General features: G+C 56.2%; 13 protein-coding genes. 4 read left to right on the forward strand and 9 right to left on the reverse strand.

Going from position 1 to position 14001, the window contains the following annotated elements:
* The first annotated feature begins 11 nt into the window (after window positions 1-11).
* Window positions 12-1070 carry an SDR family oxidoreductase gene (locus EDF82_RS00485; protein ID WP_123753679.1) on the forward strand — a complete coding sequence of 353 codons (1059 nt, stop codon included), beginning with the start codon at window positions 12-14 and terminating at the stop codon, window positions 1068-1070.
* 26 nt (window positions 1071-1096) lie between these two features.
* Here EDF82_RS00485 and EDF82_RS00490 read toward each other — a convergent pair whose 3' ends face one another.
* The 3 genes from EDF82_RS00490 to cysI all read right to left on the reverse strand — a co-directional run bounded on the left by EDF82_RS00490 (window position 1097) and on the right by cysI (window position 4005).
* A complete protein-coding gene (locus EDF82_RS00490; RefSeq protein WP_123753680.1) occupies window positions 1097-1660 on the reverse strand; it encodes an RNA polymerase sigma factor in 564 nt (187 codons plus the stop codon).
* A gap of 5 nt (window positions 1661-1665) precedes the next feature.
* On the reverse strand, window positions 1666-2151 hold the full coding sequence (locus EDF82_RS00495; RefSeq protein WP_227540083.1) for a hypothetical protein: 486 nt from the start codon (window positions 2149-2151) through the stop codon (window positions 1666-1668).
* 159 nt (window positions 2152-2310) lie between these two features.
* Window positions 2311-4005, reverse strand: coding sequence for an assimilatory sulfite reductase (NADPH) hemoprotein subunit (gene cysI / locus EDF82_RS00500; RefSeq protein ID WP_123753681.1), 1695 nt, complete (start codon window positions 4003-4005; stop codon window positions 2311-2313).
* 484 nt (window positions 4006-4489) lie between these two features.
* On the opposite strand from cysI, the gene EDF82_RS00505 reads away from it, so the two are divergent.
* Entirely contained in the window at window positions 4490-5113 is a 624-nt protein-coding gene (locus EDF82_RS00505) for a TetR/AcrR family transcriptional regulator (RefSeq protein WP_123753682.1), read from the forward strand.
* 48 nt (window positions 5114-5161) lie between these two features.
* On the opposite strand, the gene EDF82_RS00510 is transcribed toward EDF82_RS00505, so the two are convergent.
* From EDF82_RS00510 to EDF82_RS00530, 5 genes are all read right to left on the reverse strand, one after another.
* On the reverse strand, window positions 5162-5767 hold the full coding sequence (locus EDF82_RS00510; protein WP_123753683.1) for a membrane integrity-associated transporter subunit PqiC: 606 nt from the start codon (window positions 5765-5767) through the stop codon (window positions 5162-5164).
* Window positions 5764-7398, reverse strand: a complete 1635-nt coding sequence (locus EDF82_RS00515) for an intermembrane transport protein PqiB (protein WP_123753684.1) — start codon at window positions 7396-7398, stop codon at window positions 5764-5766. The genes EDF82_RS00510 and EDF82_RS00515 overlap by 4 nt, the downstream gene beginning before the upstream one ends.
* Window positions 7395-8018 carry a paraquat-inducible protein A gene (locus EDF82_RS00520; RefSeq protein ID WP_123753685.1) on the reverse strand — a complete coding sequence of 208 codons (624 nt, stop codon included), beginning with the start codon at window positions 8016-8018 and terminating at the stop codon, window positions 7395-7397. The genes EDF82_RS00515 and EDF82_RS00520 overlap by 4 nt, the downstream gene beginning before the upstream one ends.
* Window positions 8008-8634 (reverse strand): paraquat-inducible protein A, encoded by a 627-nt coding sequence (locus EDF82_RS00525; protein ID WP_123753686.1) that lies wholly within the window; start codon window positions 8632-8634, stop codon window positions 8008-8010. Before EDF82_RS00525 ends, EDF82_RS00520 begins: the two co-directional genes overlap by 11 nt.
* A gap of 87 nt (window positions 8635-8721) precedes the next feature.
* Complete coding sequence (locus tag EDF82_RS00530) at window positions 8722-9384, reverse strand: DUF3313 domain-containing protein (RefSeq protein ID WP_123753687.1); 663 nt, start codon at window positions 9382-9384, stop codon at window positions 8722-8724.
* A gap of 359 nt (window positions 9385-9743) precedes the next feature.
* On the opposite strand from EDF82_RS00530, the gene EDF82_RS00535 reads away from it, so the two are divergent.
* Window positions 9744-10091, forward strand: coding sequence for a DUF6404 family protein (locus EDF82_RS00535; RefSeq protein ID WP_123755431.1), 348 nt, complete (start codon window positions 9744-9746; stop codon window positions 10089-10091).
* Window positions 10092-10276: 185 nt separating this feature from the next.
* Complete coding sequence (locus tag EDF82_RS00540) at window positions 10277-10756, forward strand: Rrf2 family transcriptional regulator (protein ID WP_123753688.1); 480 nt, start codon at window positions 10277-10279, stop codon at window positions 10754-10756.
* A 69-nt stretch (window positions 10757-10825) separates the two neighbouring features.
* Here the strand turns inward: EDF82_RS00540 and oqxB are convergent, their stop codons facing one another.
* Window positions 10826-13978: a multidrug efflux RND transporter permease subunit OqxB gene (oqxB, locus tag EDF82_RS00545; RefSeq protein ID WP_123753689.1), complete on the reverse strand. Its 3153-nt coding sequence runs from the start codon at window positions 13976-13978 to the stop codon at window positions 10826-10828.
* Window positions 13979-14001 lie beyond the last annotated feature (23 nt).

Below are 14001 nucleotides of genomic sequence, written 5' to 3' on the forward strand. Positions count from 1 at the left end.
GGAGAGTCACCATGAATAAGATGCTGCCACAAAACGTCGCGCTGGTTGCCGGTGCCAGCGGAATTGTCGGACGACAGTTGGTCACCACGCTGCTGCGCAATCGGTGGCAGGTTATTGGCCTGAGCCGCCAGGCGTCCTCCCATCGCGATAATATTCCGTTGGTTAACGTCGATTTGCTGGATGCGCAGCATAGCGCGCAGATGCTGCAACCGCTGAAGAATGTCAGCCATATTTTTTACAGTGCCTGGGTGAACGCCGCCAACTGGACCGAGATGGTGGAACCGAACGTCACCATGCTGCGCAATCTGGTCAGCAATATAGAGAAAACCTCGCCGCTGCAGACGGTAAGCTTAATGCAGGGCTACAAAGTCTATGGCGCCCATCTGGGGCCGTTCAAAACGCCGGCGCGTGAAAGCGATCCCGGCGTCCCCGGCGCGGAATTTAACGCCGCCCAGCTCAGCTGGCTCAGCAAGTTTCAGCGGGGAAAAACCTGGCACTGGAATGCCATCAGGCCGGGTGTCGTGGGCAGCGTGGTGCCGGGCAATACCATGAATCTCGCGCTGAGCATCGCCCTGTACGCCTCGCTGTGTAAAGCGCAGGGGCTACCGCTGCGCTTTCCCGGATCGGAACACACCTGGCACAGCATGGTTGATTATACGGATGGAGGGTTGCTGGCCGAGGCGACGCTATGGGCGGCAACCGCGCAGAGCGCTGAGAATCAGGCCTTTAACGTCAATAACGGCGATCTGTGGCGCTGGAGCGAGCTGTGGCCGCTCATCGCCCGCTGGTTTGATCTTGAGTGTGCGCCGCCGGTCAGGCTGTCATTTCAGCAGTTGTTTCGCGACTACCGGGCAGAATGGCGCGAGCTTGCCGGGGAAGGGGGGCTGGTGGAAGCGGATATCCTGCGGCTGAGCGACGGGACCTTTGCTGATTTTGTCTTTGGCTGGCATTACGACATGTTCGGCGACGGCAGCAAGCTGCGTCGGGCGGGTTTCACCCGAATGCAGGCCACCGACGAAATGTTCTTTGAGCTGTTTGCGCAGCTGAGGGCCGCGCGGGTTATTCCTTGACGGCGGGTGCCGGCGTGGCCCGGGATTTACTCCCCAATGAGCTCATCATAAAGCGTACGCAGGCGAGTGCGCAGGTAGAGCACGGCCTTGTGTTTACGCGACAGCAGCGCCTGAACGCTGACGCCGGTTTCCTCCGCCAGCGCTTTAAAGCTGTAGCCTTCAAGCTCGGTTTTCTCGAACACCTCGCGTTGGGCTGCGGGCAGTTCCGACAGCGCCTGATCCAGTTCTGCCCAAATCATTTCGCTCAGCCGGGCCTCTTCCGGCGACTGTGGGACCCCAAACAGGGTCTCCGCCAGTTCGTCTTCGGGAAACGACTCATCGTCTTCGCCATCGGTAAACCAGGTCGACAGCGGGAGTTCACGTTTTTTCCGCGACCGGTCGGTCATCTCATTGCGCGCGGCGCGGAACAGCCAGGCGGCGACGTTCTCCACCGGCTGTTCCACTTTCATCAGCTGATACGTGACCTCCTGCAGGATATCGTCCGCATCATCGCGCACCGCCGTGCGGCCGCGAATAAATGCCGATAACTTAACTCTGCAGGCTACAAGGGCCGAGACCAGCGGGGAGTCTTTCGCTTTTTCAGCGCTCATACCGCTTACTCGGTACCCGCGGGTTTCTGCGGATTTGTCTCGTCCGACTGCGGCTGGGCAGTGGTTTTAGCGTCCTGAGACTCGCGCTGGCCGTCCCGTGGCCACTCTCCGTCGCGATGACGGGCGAAGCCGTGCCAGCGGTGCTCATGATGACAGCCGCCAGCGCGACGATGCTGCATAAACTGCTCGCGCTGTTCCGGGGTCATTTGCATCCAGCGTTCATGCATCCGCCGACGGGCGCCAAACATTCCCGGGCGCATGCCCAGTCCGCCAAATAAGATCCGGCACAGCACCAGCAGACCCAGCGCCTGCCAGAAACCAATACTCTTTACGCCAATCAGGGCGGGAAGCACCGCGTTCCACAGGGACATCACCAGTAACCCCAGCGCCACCACCAGCACCACGCCAATCACGATCGGCTTCGCCATACTGCGCCCGCCAAACCCGCGACCGTGTCCCCAACCCTGTCTACGCATATCAAAATCTCTCATGGCTTTCACTCCTCAGCGAATCACTAAAAATAGCTTCTGCTGAGGTAGACGAATGAGGCGCGGAAATATTGTCGGGAAAATAATATTTTTTCGCCTGCCCCATTGAGAACCGCCGCTGGCGGTTCCCCCATTTTAATAATGACGATAAATTTTGATATGTTAATCCTGACGGTAAAAGTCAATGGTTGAATTAACCACGGGCTTAATAATACCCTGGCGAATGGTGAAGTCACCAAATGCTTCATGACCTTCACGATTGTTCGCCCATAGGGTAATCAATGATTCCAGCTCTGCAATGATACTTTCTGTTTGTTCATTTTCGAGATAAAGCCGGGGGATTCTCGTTCCTTCGCGATTGCCACCGATGTACACGTCATAGCGGTCCAGGGCTCTTCCCACCAACCCTATTTCTGCAAGCATGGCTCTGCCGCAGCCATTTGGACATCCGGTTACCCTGAATATTATGGATTCTGAAGACAGTTGATTGTGTAGCAGGATTGCATCGAGCTTATCAATCATGCCTGGCAAGACACGCTCAGCTTCAGCCATTGCCAACGGACAGGTCGGATATGAGACGCAGGCCATAGACTGTTTGCGTTGTAGCGAAATGTTATTATCAATTAATCCGTACTGGCGTGCGAGCGCATCTATTTTCTCTTTATCCTCTGCGGATACTCCGGCAATGATAATATTTTGATTGGGCGTGAGTCTGAAATCGCCGTCATGAATCTGTGCAATAGCGGCGAGGCCTGATTTTAACGGCTTTTCCGGCGTGTCGATCAATCGTCCGCTGGGCACAAAAAGTGTCAGATGGAATTTATTATCCGTCCCATTTACCCAACCAATTCGATCGCCACGCTCGGTGAACTGGTATGGCCTTATTGTCTGAAACGTAAATCCGACTCGTCGTTCTACTTCTGTTTTGAATACATCTACACCGACCCGGTCGAGCGTATATTTTGTTTTGGCATTGCGACGATTTTTCCTGTCACCCCAATCACGTTGAGTAGAGACGATCGCCTCTGCAACAGATAATGTCTTTTCCAGCGGTATAAACCCTAACTCACTTGCAAGGCGAGGGTAGGTGCTTTTGTCGCCATGCGTCATGGCCAGGCCACCACCGACCAGGACATTAAATCCTTGCAATTCACCGTCGGCACCAATTGCGATAAAGTTCAGATCATTGGCATGCAGATCAACATCATTTTGTGGGGGAATGACAACGGCCGTTTTGAATTTTCTCGGCAGGTAACTATTACCAAGTATTGTTTCTTCTTCCGGGTGTTTCACTTTTTCGCCATCAAGCCAAACTTCGGCATAGGCATTGGTTTTCGGTAACAGGTGTTCAGATATTTTCTTTGCCCACTCATATGCTTGAATATGAATAGCGGACTCTACCGGATTCGAGGTACACAGTACGTTGCGGTTGACATCACCAGCAGTTGCTCGGGAATCGAGACCTAAATGATGGAGCAGTTTGTGCACGGGTTTGATGTTTTTTTTCAATACACCGTGAAGCTGCAAAGCCTGCCTGTTGGTAATTCGAATGCTGCCATATTGCGTGTGTTTTGAGGCAAAATCATCGATCCCGGACCACTGCTGCGGCGTAATAATCCCCCCAGGAAGGCGGACTCGCAACATCACGGTATGCAGAGGTTCAAGCATCTGCGCAACACGTTCTGAACGGATATCCCGATCGTCCTGCTGATACATGCCATGGAAACGGATTAATTGAAAATTATCGCCAATAAATCCACCGGTGATATCATTGGATAAATCTTCGGTTAATGTTCCTCTTAGTAACTGACTTTTCGATTTTAGACGCTCATTATCTGATAATTTATCATTGCTCATATTATTTATTCCTGGGGCGAAATTTCTTATTTGAAGTTGAAATTTAAGCGTTTAAAGGAAATGTTGATATGAACAGTTATTCGTTATTTGTTAATAGCAGTCAGATATGTCATTTAAATATATAAAATAACCAAATCGTATTGTGATGGGTTTGAAGAGTACGGTGCGCTATGTAGATATTCATTTTTATAGTGATAAAAACAGACTCTGAGATTTCCACATGGAATAGCGTAGTTTCACCCGAAAGGAAAAAGGGGGTAAGCATGCGCGGGTGGAGCAATAATTCTTTCTCATCAGTACCTACATGCTTCTGGCAGAAAATCCACCTGGATCCGATTCACATCCAGATACATCATTGCCTGTCCACAGGTCACACTCCGGGCTCCCGAACGGGGCATTTAACGCCCCGGCATGGCATAATAAACCCATACTGTACGGTGTAGTTATGTTTAAGCATCGCTTTAAAACCAGCTAAGGGTTCAACATGAAGGTACTGACGCAAGCGCGCCGCCAGGGGATCGTGGCCGCCGCCGCGGAGGTGTTTATGGAGATAGGCTACGAACGCGCTTCCATGGATGAAGTAGCCAGACGTGCCGGTGGCTCCAAGGCCACGCTCTATAAATACTTCGCTTCAAAAGAGGCGCTGTTTGAAACGGTCGTGCGCAACTGTAGCGCCCGCTTTCTTACCGAAGCGGCAAACGGGCTCGCTCAACCGGAAAACCAGCACTTATCTCTGGAACAGAAACTCATCCGCTTTGGTCAGGATATGCTGCGGGTAGTGACGTGCGATAATCAGGCCCTGCAAATCTATCGCGTCGTGCTGGGCGAAGCCGCGCATTCCGATATCGGTCAGCTGTTTCTGGAATCCGGCATCCGCCAAAGCATGGAGGCGCTGGCTCAGGAAATGAAAGCGGCAATGGAACGTGGTGAACTGGCGCCATCGGACCCGATGCTGCGCGCCATCCAGTTTACTTCACTGATCAAAGCGGAAAGCGAGATCCTGTTTTTCATGCGTCAGATGCCTGATTTCACGCAGGAAAAAGTCAATGATATGGTCATGAATGGCGTGAGGATGTTTCTTGATGGCGCCGTTAAAAAGCCGGCGTGACCGGCATATGCCGACCGGATTCGCGGCCGCGAACCCGGTTTACGCCCGCTAGCCCCGGCGACACGCGGCGCTGCCGGTTGCCATCCACTGGGCTGCGGTCTCTGCGGTCTGGGTTGCCAGGCGCTCAACCACGTCTTGCCAGGCGGCAAACATCTGTGCCGGATCGCCGGAGACGCTTTGCGAAAGGTGGCTTCGGCACACCAGCCGGCGATTCTCATTTCCTTGCGATGTCGATAAGCTCCAGTCAGCATCCAGACTGACGGCATTGCCGGGCCAGCTGTCAAAACGGCGAATCTGCAACAGCACCCGCACCACTGGTTTGCTGTCATCGCGCGCGAGCCCTGCCACATCCTCGGTGTTGAGCTGCTGCGTCATCGCGAGGGACAGCGCCGTCTGTAGCTCATCGCCCAACGGACTTAACCAGCGATCGTTGTCCAGAACCACCATGCGACTGTCGCTCTGGCGGACCACCACTTGTTGGCTATCCAGCTGGGCCGGAACCCCGACGGGCAGCAGCGCAATCACAAACCCTGGCGGGTCGACGACCCGGGAAACGGGATCAGGGCTGACCAGGGTGTGGTAACGCACCTGGGGAGATGAGCAGCCAGCCAGCGTGCAGATGATGCCGATCACCAGACACAAAACCGTTCTCATGGCTGCTCTCCTGCTTTACGTGAACGGGGTTCGTCCAGCGACGCGTCTGCCGCGCGGCCTTGCAATAACGACTCCGGGCGGCGGTCCAGCTGGTTTGTCAGGCCACGCACCGCCCGTAGCGTTCGGGTGGTTTCCTGTAAAGACTGCAACAGGTTAATCATCAGGGGTGAATCTTCCGCCAGCAGGTTGTGCACGTCTTGCGTCGTTCGCTGCGTTTGTTGCATCAGGTGGTTGGCGGCTGGCAGAGACTGGCTGTTTACCATGCGCAACGTTTTATTCAGTTCTAGCAGCGTGTTGTTCATGTTATTTCCGATTTGATCCAGCGGCATTTTGTTGATTTTTCTGGCGATATCGGTGAGCTGATCCTGCAGGATGGTCAGCCCGCCATTGACGGTCGGCAGTTCAACCGGGCGCTTTGTTGCGTCAAATTTCACTTTCGGCGCATCCGGTATGAAATCAAGTGAGATATAAAGTTGCCCCGTCAGCAGGCTGCTGGAGGTGGCCTGCGCCCGCAGTCCATGCGCGATCATTTCGCGGGTGAAAATGACCGTATTGAGGTCGGTGTCGCCCGTCGGTTCGGGGAGTTTTTCGAGCACGTGGCCCATCCGCGAGGGATAGACCTCAATATCCACGATGGTCGGAAAGCGGTATCCCTCGGGGTTATAGTCGAGCTCAACGGAGGCGACACGTCCAATCCGCACGCTGGAAAACTCAACCGGGGCGCCCACGTTCAGGCCATGCAAGGTGTGTTCAAAACGCAGCTGAAAACGCACCGGCGGCCCGTCCGCAGGCGCCATCGCGGTTTCTTCATCCGCTGCCAGTTTGTAACGGGTTTGCTTGTGGATCACGCCCTGGGTGGGGTTCTCCGGGCTGGAGAAGGCGATGCCCCCGGCCATAATGGCGGCAACGGTCTGGGTTTTAAGCTGAAAACCATCGCTGCCGACCGACAGATCCACGCCGCTGGCATTCCAGAATCGCGAATCGGCGGTGACCAGGCGGTCATAGGGGGCATCAATAAAGACGTTGAGATCGATCCCTTTGCCGTCTTTACGCAGTTGGTAAGAGGTTATCCGCCCGACCGGAATGCGGCGATAGTAAACCGGCGCGTTAATATCCAGCGAGCCAAGGTCGTCGGCTTCCAGCATAAACTGGCTGCCGGCCATGTCGTTGACGATAGCCGGCGGCGTTTCCATACCGGTGAACCGGTATCTGTTCTCCTCGGATTTCCCCCGGTCCGCGCCGATGTAAGCCCCTGACAACAGGGTATCAATGCCGCTCACGCCGCTTATTCCGACCCGTGGCCTCACCACCCAGAATCGGGTGTCGGCGCGCGCCAGATTCTGCGCGTTTCGGGCAAGAGTGACCCGCACCAGCACCTGGCTGTTATCGGGGCTGAGGGTTATCTCCTTAACGATGCCGACGGTGACATCTTTATATTTCACCGCGGTTTTACCGGCTTCGAGGCCGGCGGCGCTACGAAAGGCAATCACAACTTCAGGGCCGATGGTTAAGCGCGCCTGGATAACCATCGACATCGCGACAACAAACGCAATAACGGGGAGCAACCAGATCAGGGCATTGCGCCAGCGCCCGTAATAAAAAAGAGGGGTACCCGAAACAGGACGCTTCATTGCTTGTCTTCCCATAGCGTTTTTGGTTCAACACTCAGCGCACACAGCATGGTCAGGACGACCACCAGGGCGAAAAACAGGATCCCGATACGAGGTTCGGCTTCACTCAGCGGACGAAACCGCAGCAGGCAACACACCACGGCAACGACAACCACATCCAGCATTGACCAGCAACCAATCCACTCGGTCAGCCGGTACAGCCGGGTCCGTTCGCGTCTGGCCCAATAACTCTGGCGGGACGCGGAGATCAGCAGGACACCCAATGACAAAAATTTCAGACACGGCACCATGACGCTGGCAATAAAGATGATCGCCGCGATGCCCCATGAGCCGCTGTGCCAGAAGGCCACAATGCCGGAAAGGATGGTGCTTTCGCTGCCATGGCCGAGCAGCGTGGTGTACATCACCGGCAAAATATTGGCGGGCAGATACAGGATCACAGAGGTTAACAGCAGCGCCCAGCTGAGATGTCGGCGTCCAGGCTGGCGGTGGGGCAGCGTCGTCTGACAGCGCGGACATTTCCGGTCATCGCCGGACGCCGTGTCGTCAGCACACACCAGCCCGCAGAGCATGCAGCGACACAGTAGCATCTGGCGGGCAAAAGGGGCCTTATTGGTCATGGTTTTGCTCCTCGTACGACAGCAGATCCAACAGCGGATGCAGATCGTGACTGTTGATGAAGACCACCAGCACGCAGGAGAGGGCCAGCGCCCAACCGCCAGGGCCTATGGAGACATCCAGCAGTGACGACAGCTTGATCCCGGCAATCAGAAATCCCAGCATGCCAACTTCCACCATGCTCCAGGGATGCAGCCATTTGAGCACCCGCATGGTGCTGATAAACGCCGGTGCCGGACGGGCGAAATGGGCAAAGCTCAGCAGCCATGCCATTAGCATGACCTGTAAGAAGGGCGCGATCAGCAGCAGAAAAACGCTACCGATAGCCATCGCGGGAGAACTGTCGCCGGCAGTCAGTGCCCAGGCCACATTCCACAACGTGGCATCGTTCACCATCCCGTGAAACCCAACCGAGAGCACCGGAAAAAGCGCGGCGATCGCTAAAGCCACGGCCGCTGTTATCATCAGCGGCAGCAGATGGCCAGGCACACGCCGGTGACCACGCCATAGCACGGCGTGACAACGCTGGCAGAGGGCAATTTCGCCCGACACGCAGGGCAATGTCTGGTAGACACTATCGCAATGCGGGCAGATAGTCAGATGCGGGAATGTCTTCATAGCACCGGGTCGCCAGGAGATAACTGATAGGGAAAATGACAGCCGGTTTTGCCTGAGCGTTTCCAGCTGCATGTGTTGTCTGGGAGGCTACCTGAGCAACTCCGCCAGCTCTTCTGCGCCTTTTTCAATACCCACTTCAGCGGCGCTCAGGGAGCCGATGCTGGCAGAGACGTTCATGGCATTCGGATACTGCCGGGCGACGTACGCTTTCAACAGATCGTGGCTGTTGGCGTCATAAATTTCGACGGCATAATCCACCGAACCGCTCATCAGTCCCTGGCCTCCGCGTATCGATTGCACGATGTTGTAAGGCCCGCCCGCCAGATCGAATTTAGTAAAGGTACCCACCACCTGAGGCGTGGTGTCCGCGCCCGTCAGGGTCAACTTCAGCCGTAGGGTGTTGGCAGCAGGGGCGGAGACCTCTTTAAAGCGAGGGCTTAATGCTTTGCTGAACTGTTCCTGCATGTGGTTGGCGAGCAGCTGGCGATCGGCCTGCGCCATATCATCAAACTGCCCATCGTGGCCCTGATAAATTTTTACCGGGTCAATAATAATGCTGTCGTACTTGCGCCAGTCGACGAGAGGCGAATAACGATAGGGCATGCGATCGGCATTATCATCGGTATTCGCGGTCAGCTTTGACGATGAATCGATACCGCTGTAACGCACCGGTTCTTTTCCAGCACACCCCACCAACAGCAGCGGAACAGCGATAGCCGCCAGCCCACCGATTTGCCTTAACGTCTTCATGTGCAGATCCTTTCGTTGTGGTTAAGGGCCGCGTACCGGCAAGCCCGCAATAGACACCCTGATGTTCACTGTTATGTGAACTGTACGGTTTAGTTTTGATCGCATGCATAAGCGTGTCAACTTAATTGTTTGCTGAAACTATTCCGTCTGGAATGAACGCGGGGGAGGGCAATCGTGGGCGTTCAGGGTGAAGAGTCATCCGCAGAGGGGTTTACAGTAGACAGAACGTCAGCGGAATTAGCTAAAATGGACCACCTGCTGGCTATTTCAGTGAAAAGCACTTTCTTAAGCGTTAACATCAATGGATATTCCGCGATGCTCATTTCATCGCCGGTGACAGACAGGAAAGGATGCAAAACATGGCCTTTGAAGAGAAGAAACAAAAAGCGATTGCGTTGATGCAAGAGAAAAATATGTGGCGCAGCAACTATGCGCCGCCGCTATTGCGTCTGCTGTGGAATGCCGGATGGAAAATGCCGCCGCCGCCGTTTGCGCCGTTCTGGCTGAACATGGTTTTTTTTGCTGGCTGGTTTGGCCCGGTATGGGGACTTCTGATGTGGTTTAGCGACTGGCGAGATCAGGGGCATAGCGTGACTTATGCCCTGTACCTCAGCGCCTGTTCCGGGATGTTATTCGGCTTTTTTATGGCGCTATTCCACGCCTGGCGTAAACGCGCGAACAACCTGCCGGACTGGAAGCAGCTTTAGCGCGCCACCGCGGCTAAGGAATACCCTGAGTGGTCACAAATATGGCACGGAAAGCTTGTTTTACGCCGCATCCCCGCAGTAGATAGCTTCAAAATAATGACCATGTTTGTTATATTGTTGCTTATTGATTATTCACCTCTGCGGTGCCAAAAAGAACAAGATTCACCGCGACCCAGGAAGACAACATGTTAGATTACCGCTTCCCGACAGCTTTGCAGATGGTTCTTAGCGTAGCGATGGCGGAGGAGATGGGTGAACGTTCGACGAGTTCGATTCTGGCCTACGGCCTGGAAGCCAACCCGAGCTTAATCCGCAAACTCATGGTACCGCTGACCCGTGACGGAATTATTGTCTCCACGCTGGGCCGTAACGGTTCTATCCATCTTGGCCGCCCGGCAGAAAGCATCACCCTGCGTGATATCTACATCTCGGTTATCGAAGATAAAAAACTGTGGGCATCCCGGCCCGATGTGCCGGCACGTTGCGTGGTGAGCGCTAACGCCTGCTGGTATTTCAAATCTATTGCCGATGAAGCAGAGCAGGCCTCGCTGGATGTGCTGGCTCGTCATACCGTGGCCAGCGCGCTGGCCAAAGTCAAAAAGGGCGATACCAGCGGATGCGTCGCGGTGCCTGAACTGGATACCCGCGATAAAAAAGCCCGCTAGCGTGGCTTTAGCGTAAAAAAAACCGCCTTCAGCACATGCCTGAAGGCGGTTTTTTATTGCCTGCGGGATTTAACCCGGCAAAATCCCGGCCTCTGGTTTTCTACGCGCGACGAGCTTGCGCAGCGCGACGTAAAACACCGGGGTCAGGAACAGACCAAACAGCGTGACCCCAAGCATCCCGGAGAACACCGTAATCCCGGTCACGCCGCGCACTTCGGCTCCGGCGCCGTGGCCGAGGATCAGCGGAATGGTCCCGGCAATAAAGGCGATAGAGGTCATTACAATCGGGCGCAAACGCAGGCGACAGGCCTCCAGCGCCGACTCCATAATGCCTTTCCCCTGGATTTCCAGCTCACGCGCAAACTCAACGATCAGAATCGCGTTTTTACAGGCCAGCCCCATCAACACCACCAGCCCGACCTGCACGAAGACGTTATTATCGCCCCCGGTTAGCCACACGCCAAACAGGGCGGAGAGCAGGGTCATCGGCACGATGAGGATCACCGCCAGCGGCAGGGTCCAGCTCTCATACAGCGCCGCCAGCACCAGGAAGGCCAGCAGTACCGCCACCGGGAAGACAATCAGCGCGGTATTCCCCTGGGTCGCCTGCTGGAAACTCAGGTCGGTCCATTCAATATTCATCCCGTTTGGCAGCAGCTGTTTCGACATCTCGGCTACCTGCGTCATCGCCTGGGCTGATGAGAGCACGCGAGGGTCGGCATCGCCAATCAGGTCCGCCGCCGGATAGCCGTTATAACGGATCACCGGGTCCGGCCCGTAGGTGGTGCTGATATTGACCATACTGCCAATCGGCACCATTTCGCCCTGGCTATTGCGCGTGCGCAGATTCGCAATATCCTCCACGCTGTCGCGGAACGGCCCGTCGGCCTGCGCCATCACGCGCCAGGTGCGGCCAAACTGGTTAAAGTCGTTCACATAGGACGATCCCAGATAGGTTTGCAGCGTGCCGAACAGATCGGTCAGCGACACCCCCTGGGCTTTGGCCTTATCGCGATCGACCTGCACCTCCAGCTGCGGCACGTTGGCCTGATAGGTCGAAATCGGGAAATGCATTCCCGGCGTCTGCATGATCGCCCCGGACAGAGTATTTACCGCCGTTTGCAGGGTGCCGTAGCCTAATCCGCCGCGGTCCTGAATATACAGCGAGTAGCCGGACCCCTGGCCTAACCCGAGAATCGGCGGCGGCAGGATCGAGAAGCCGAAGCCCTGCTGGATCTGCGCGATTTTGGCGTTGATCTCGGCGTTAATCTCCGCCGCCGTATGCTTGCGCTGATCGAACGGTTTCAGGCCAAAAAATACCGTGCCGGTGTTCGGGGTGTTGGTGAACTGCAGCGCGTTCAGCCCGGGAAACGCCACCGCGTAATCCACGCCTTCGGTATTCATCCCGATTTCGCTCATCTGGCGGATCACCGCATCGGTACGCGACAGCGACGAGCCTTCCGGCATTTTGACACCGCCGATCAGGTAGAGCTTATCCTGGGTCGGAATAAACCCGCCGGGGACGGCTTTAAACATCACGCCGGCGGCGCACAGCAGCAGCACATACACGACAAACACCGCGCCACGACGTCCCAGAGTTTTACCCACCAGCGCCTGGTAGCCGTGCGAACTGCGCAGGAAGAAGCGGTTGAACGGGCGGAACAGCCAGCCGAGCAGACGGTCGATCAGCCGGGTAGGGAGGTCCTTCGGCGCCCCGTGCGGTTTCAGCAGCAGGGCGGCCAGCGCCGGGGAGAGCGTCAGCGAGTTAATGGCGGAGATCACCGTCGAAATGGCGATGGTCACCGCAAACTGCTTATAGAACTGCCCGGTAACGCCGGAGAGAAACGCCATCGGCACGAACACCGCGCACAGCACCAGCGCGATAGCGATAATCGGCCCGGAGACTTCACGCATCGCCTGGTGCGCCGCCTGCAGCGGGGCCAGCCCCTCTTCGATATTACGCTCGACGTTTTCCACCACCACAATCGCATCGTCCACCACGATCCCAATGGCGAGGACCAGGCCAAACAGGCTCAGGGTATTCAGCGAGAAGCCAAGCAGATAGAGCACGCTGAACGTCCCGACCACCGACACCGGTACCGCAATCAGCGGGATGATCGAGGCGCGCCAGGTCTGCAGGAACAGGATAACTACCAGCACCACCAGCACCACCGCTTCGAGCAGGGTTTGCACCACCGCGCGAATCGAGTCGCGGACAAATACCGTAGGGTCATACGGGGCGGCCCATTTCATATCTTCCGGGAAGCGCGTGGACAGCTCGTCCATTTTGGCGCGTACCGCATTAGATAAGTCGATGGCGTTGGCCCCCGGCGACTGGAAGATACCGATCCCGACCGCGTCTTTATTATTCAGCTGGGAGCGCAGGGCGTAGCTGCCCGATCCCATTTCGATGCGCGCGACATCGCGCAGACGCACCAGCGAACCGTCCTGGGCCGTTTTAAGAATAATGTTGCCGAACTCTTCTTCGGTATGCAGACGGCCCTGGGCGTTAATCGAGATCAGGAAATCGCTCTCTTTCGGCAGCGGTTCGGCGCCCAGTTGCCCGGCGGATACCTGAACGTTTTGTTCCTGCATCGCGGTGACCACGTCCGAGGCGGTCAGCCCGCGCGCCGCTACTTTATTGGGATCTAACCACACGCGCATGGCGTATTCGCCGGAGCCGAAAATCTGGATCTGCCCGACGCCCGGCAGGCGCGCCAGCTCATCTTTCACCTTCAGCGTGGCGTAGTTGCGCATATACAGCGAGTCGTACTTGCCGTTTGGCGAGAACAGATGGACCACCAGGGTCAACGTCGGCGACTGCTTCTGGGTGGTGATCCCCAGACGACGAACGTCTTCCGGCAGGCGCGCTTCGGCCTGCGAAACCCGGTTCTGCACCTGAACCTGCGCCTGGTCAGGGTCGGTACCCGGACGGAAGGTCACGGTGGTGACCAGCACGCCATCGGAGCCGGCGACGGATTTCATGTACATCATGTTTTCAACGCCGTTGATTGCTTCTTCCAGCGGCGTCGCCACGGTTTCGGCGATCACTTTCGGATTGGCGCCGGGGTATTCGGCGCGCACCTGCACGCTGGGCGGCACGACGTCAGGGTATTCACTGACCGGCAGCAGTGGAATCGCAATGAGCCCGGTAATAAAAATCAAAATCGACAGCACCGCGGCAAAAATCGGCCTGTCGATAAAAAAGCGGGAAAAGTCCATGCGTTGGATTCTCTGGTAAGGGA

This window comes from Klebsiella sp. BIGb0399 (genome assembly GCF_003752615.1).
GTDB classification, from domain to species: Bacteria; Pseudomonadota; Gammaproteobacteria; order Enterobacterales; family Enterobacteriaceae; genus Klebsiella; species Klebsiella lignicola.

Coding starts and splice junctions, on each gene's coding strand:
- EDF82_RS00510 (WP_123753683.1), bottom strand. CDS start 5,767: ATGAGAACGGTTTTGTGTCTGGTGATCGGCATCATCTGCACGCTGGCT.
- oqxB (WP_123753689.1), bottom strand. CDS start 13,978: ATGGACTTTTCCCGCTTTTTTATCGACAGGCCGATTTTTGCCGCGGTG.
- EDF82_RS00530 (WP_123753687.1), bottom strand. CDS start 9,384: ATGAAGACGTTAAGGCAAATCGGTGGGCTGGCGGCTATCGCTGTTCCG.
- EDF82_RS00485 (WP_123753679.1), top strand. CDS start 12: ATGAATAAGATGCTGCCACAAAACGTCGCGCTGGTTGCCGGTGCCAGC.
- EDF82_RS00540 (WP_123753688.1), top strand. CDS start 10,277: ATGTTAGATTACCGCTTCCCGACAGCTTTGCAGATGGTTCTTAGCGTA.
- EDF82_RS00535 (WP_123755431.1), top strand. CDS start 9,744: ATGGCCTTTGAAGAGAAGAAACAAAAAGCGATTGCGTTGATGCAAGAG.
- EDF82_RS00525 (WP_123753686.1), bottom strand. CDS start 8,634: ATGAAGACATTCCCGCATCTGACTATCTGCCCGCATTGCGATAGTGTC.
- EDF82_RS00495 (WP_227540083.1), bottom strand. CDS start 2,151: ATGAGAGATTTTGATATGCGTAGACAGGGTTGGGGACACGGTCGCGGG.
- EDF82_RS00505 (WP_123753682.1), top strand. CDS start 4,490: ATGAAGGTACTGACGCAAGCGCGCCGCCAGGGGATCGTGGCCGCCGCC.
- EDF82_RS00490 (WP_123753680.1), bottom strand. CDS start 1,660: ATGAGCGCTGAAAAAGCGAAAGACTCCCCGCTGGTCTCGGCCCTTGTA.
- EDF82_RS00520 (WP_123753685.1), bottom strand. CDS start 8,018: ATGACCAATAAGGCCCCTTTTGCCCGCCAGATGCTACTGTGTCGCTGC.
- cysI (WP_123753681.1), bottom strand. CDS start 4,005: ATGAGCAATGATAAATTATCAGATAATGAGCGTCTAAAATCGAAAAGT.
- EDF82_RS00515 (WP_123753684.1), bottom strand. CDS start 7,398: ATGAAGCGTCCTGTTTCGGGTACCCCTCTTTTTTATTACGGGCGCTGG.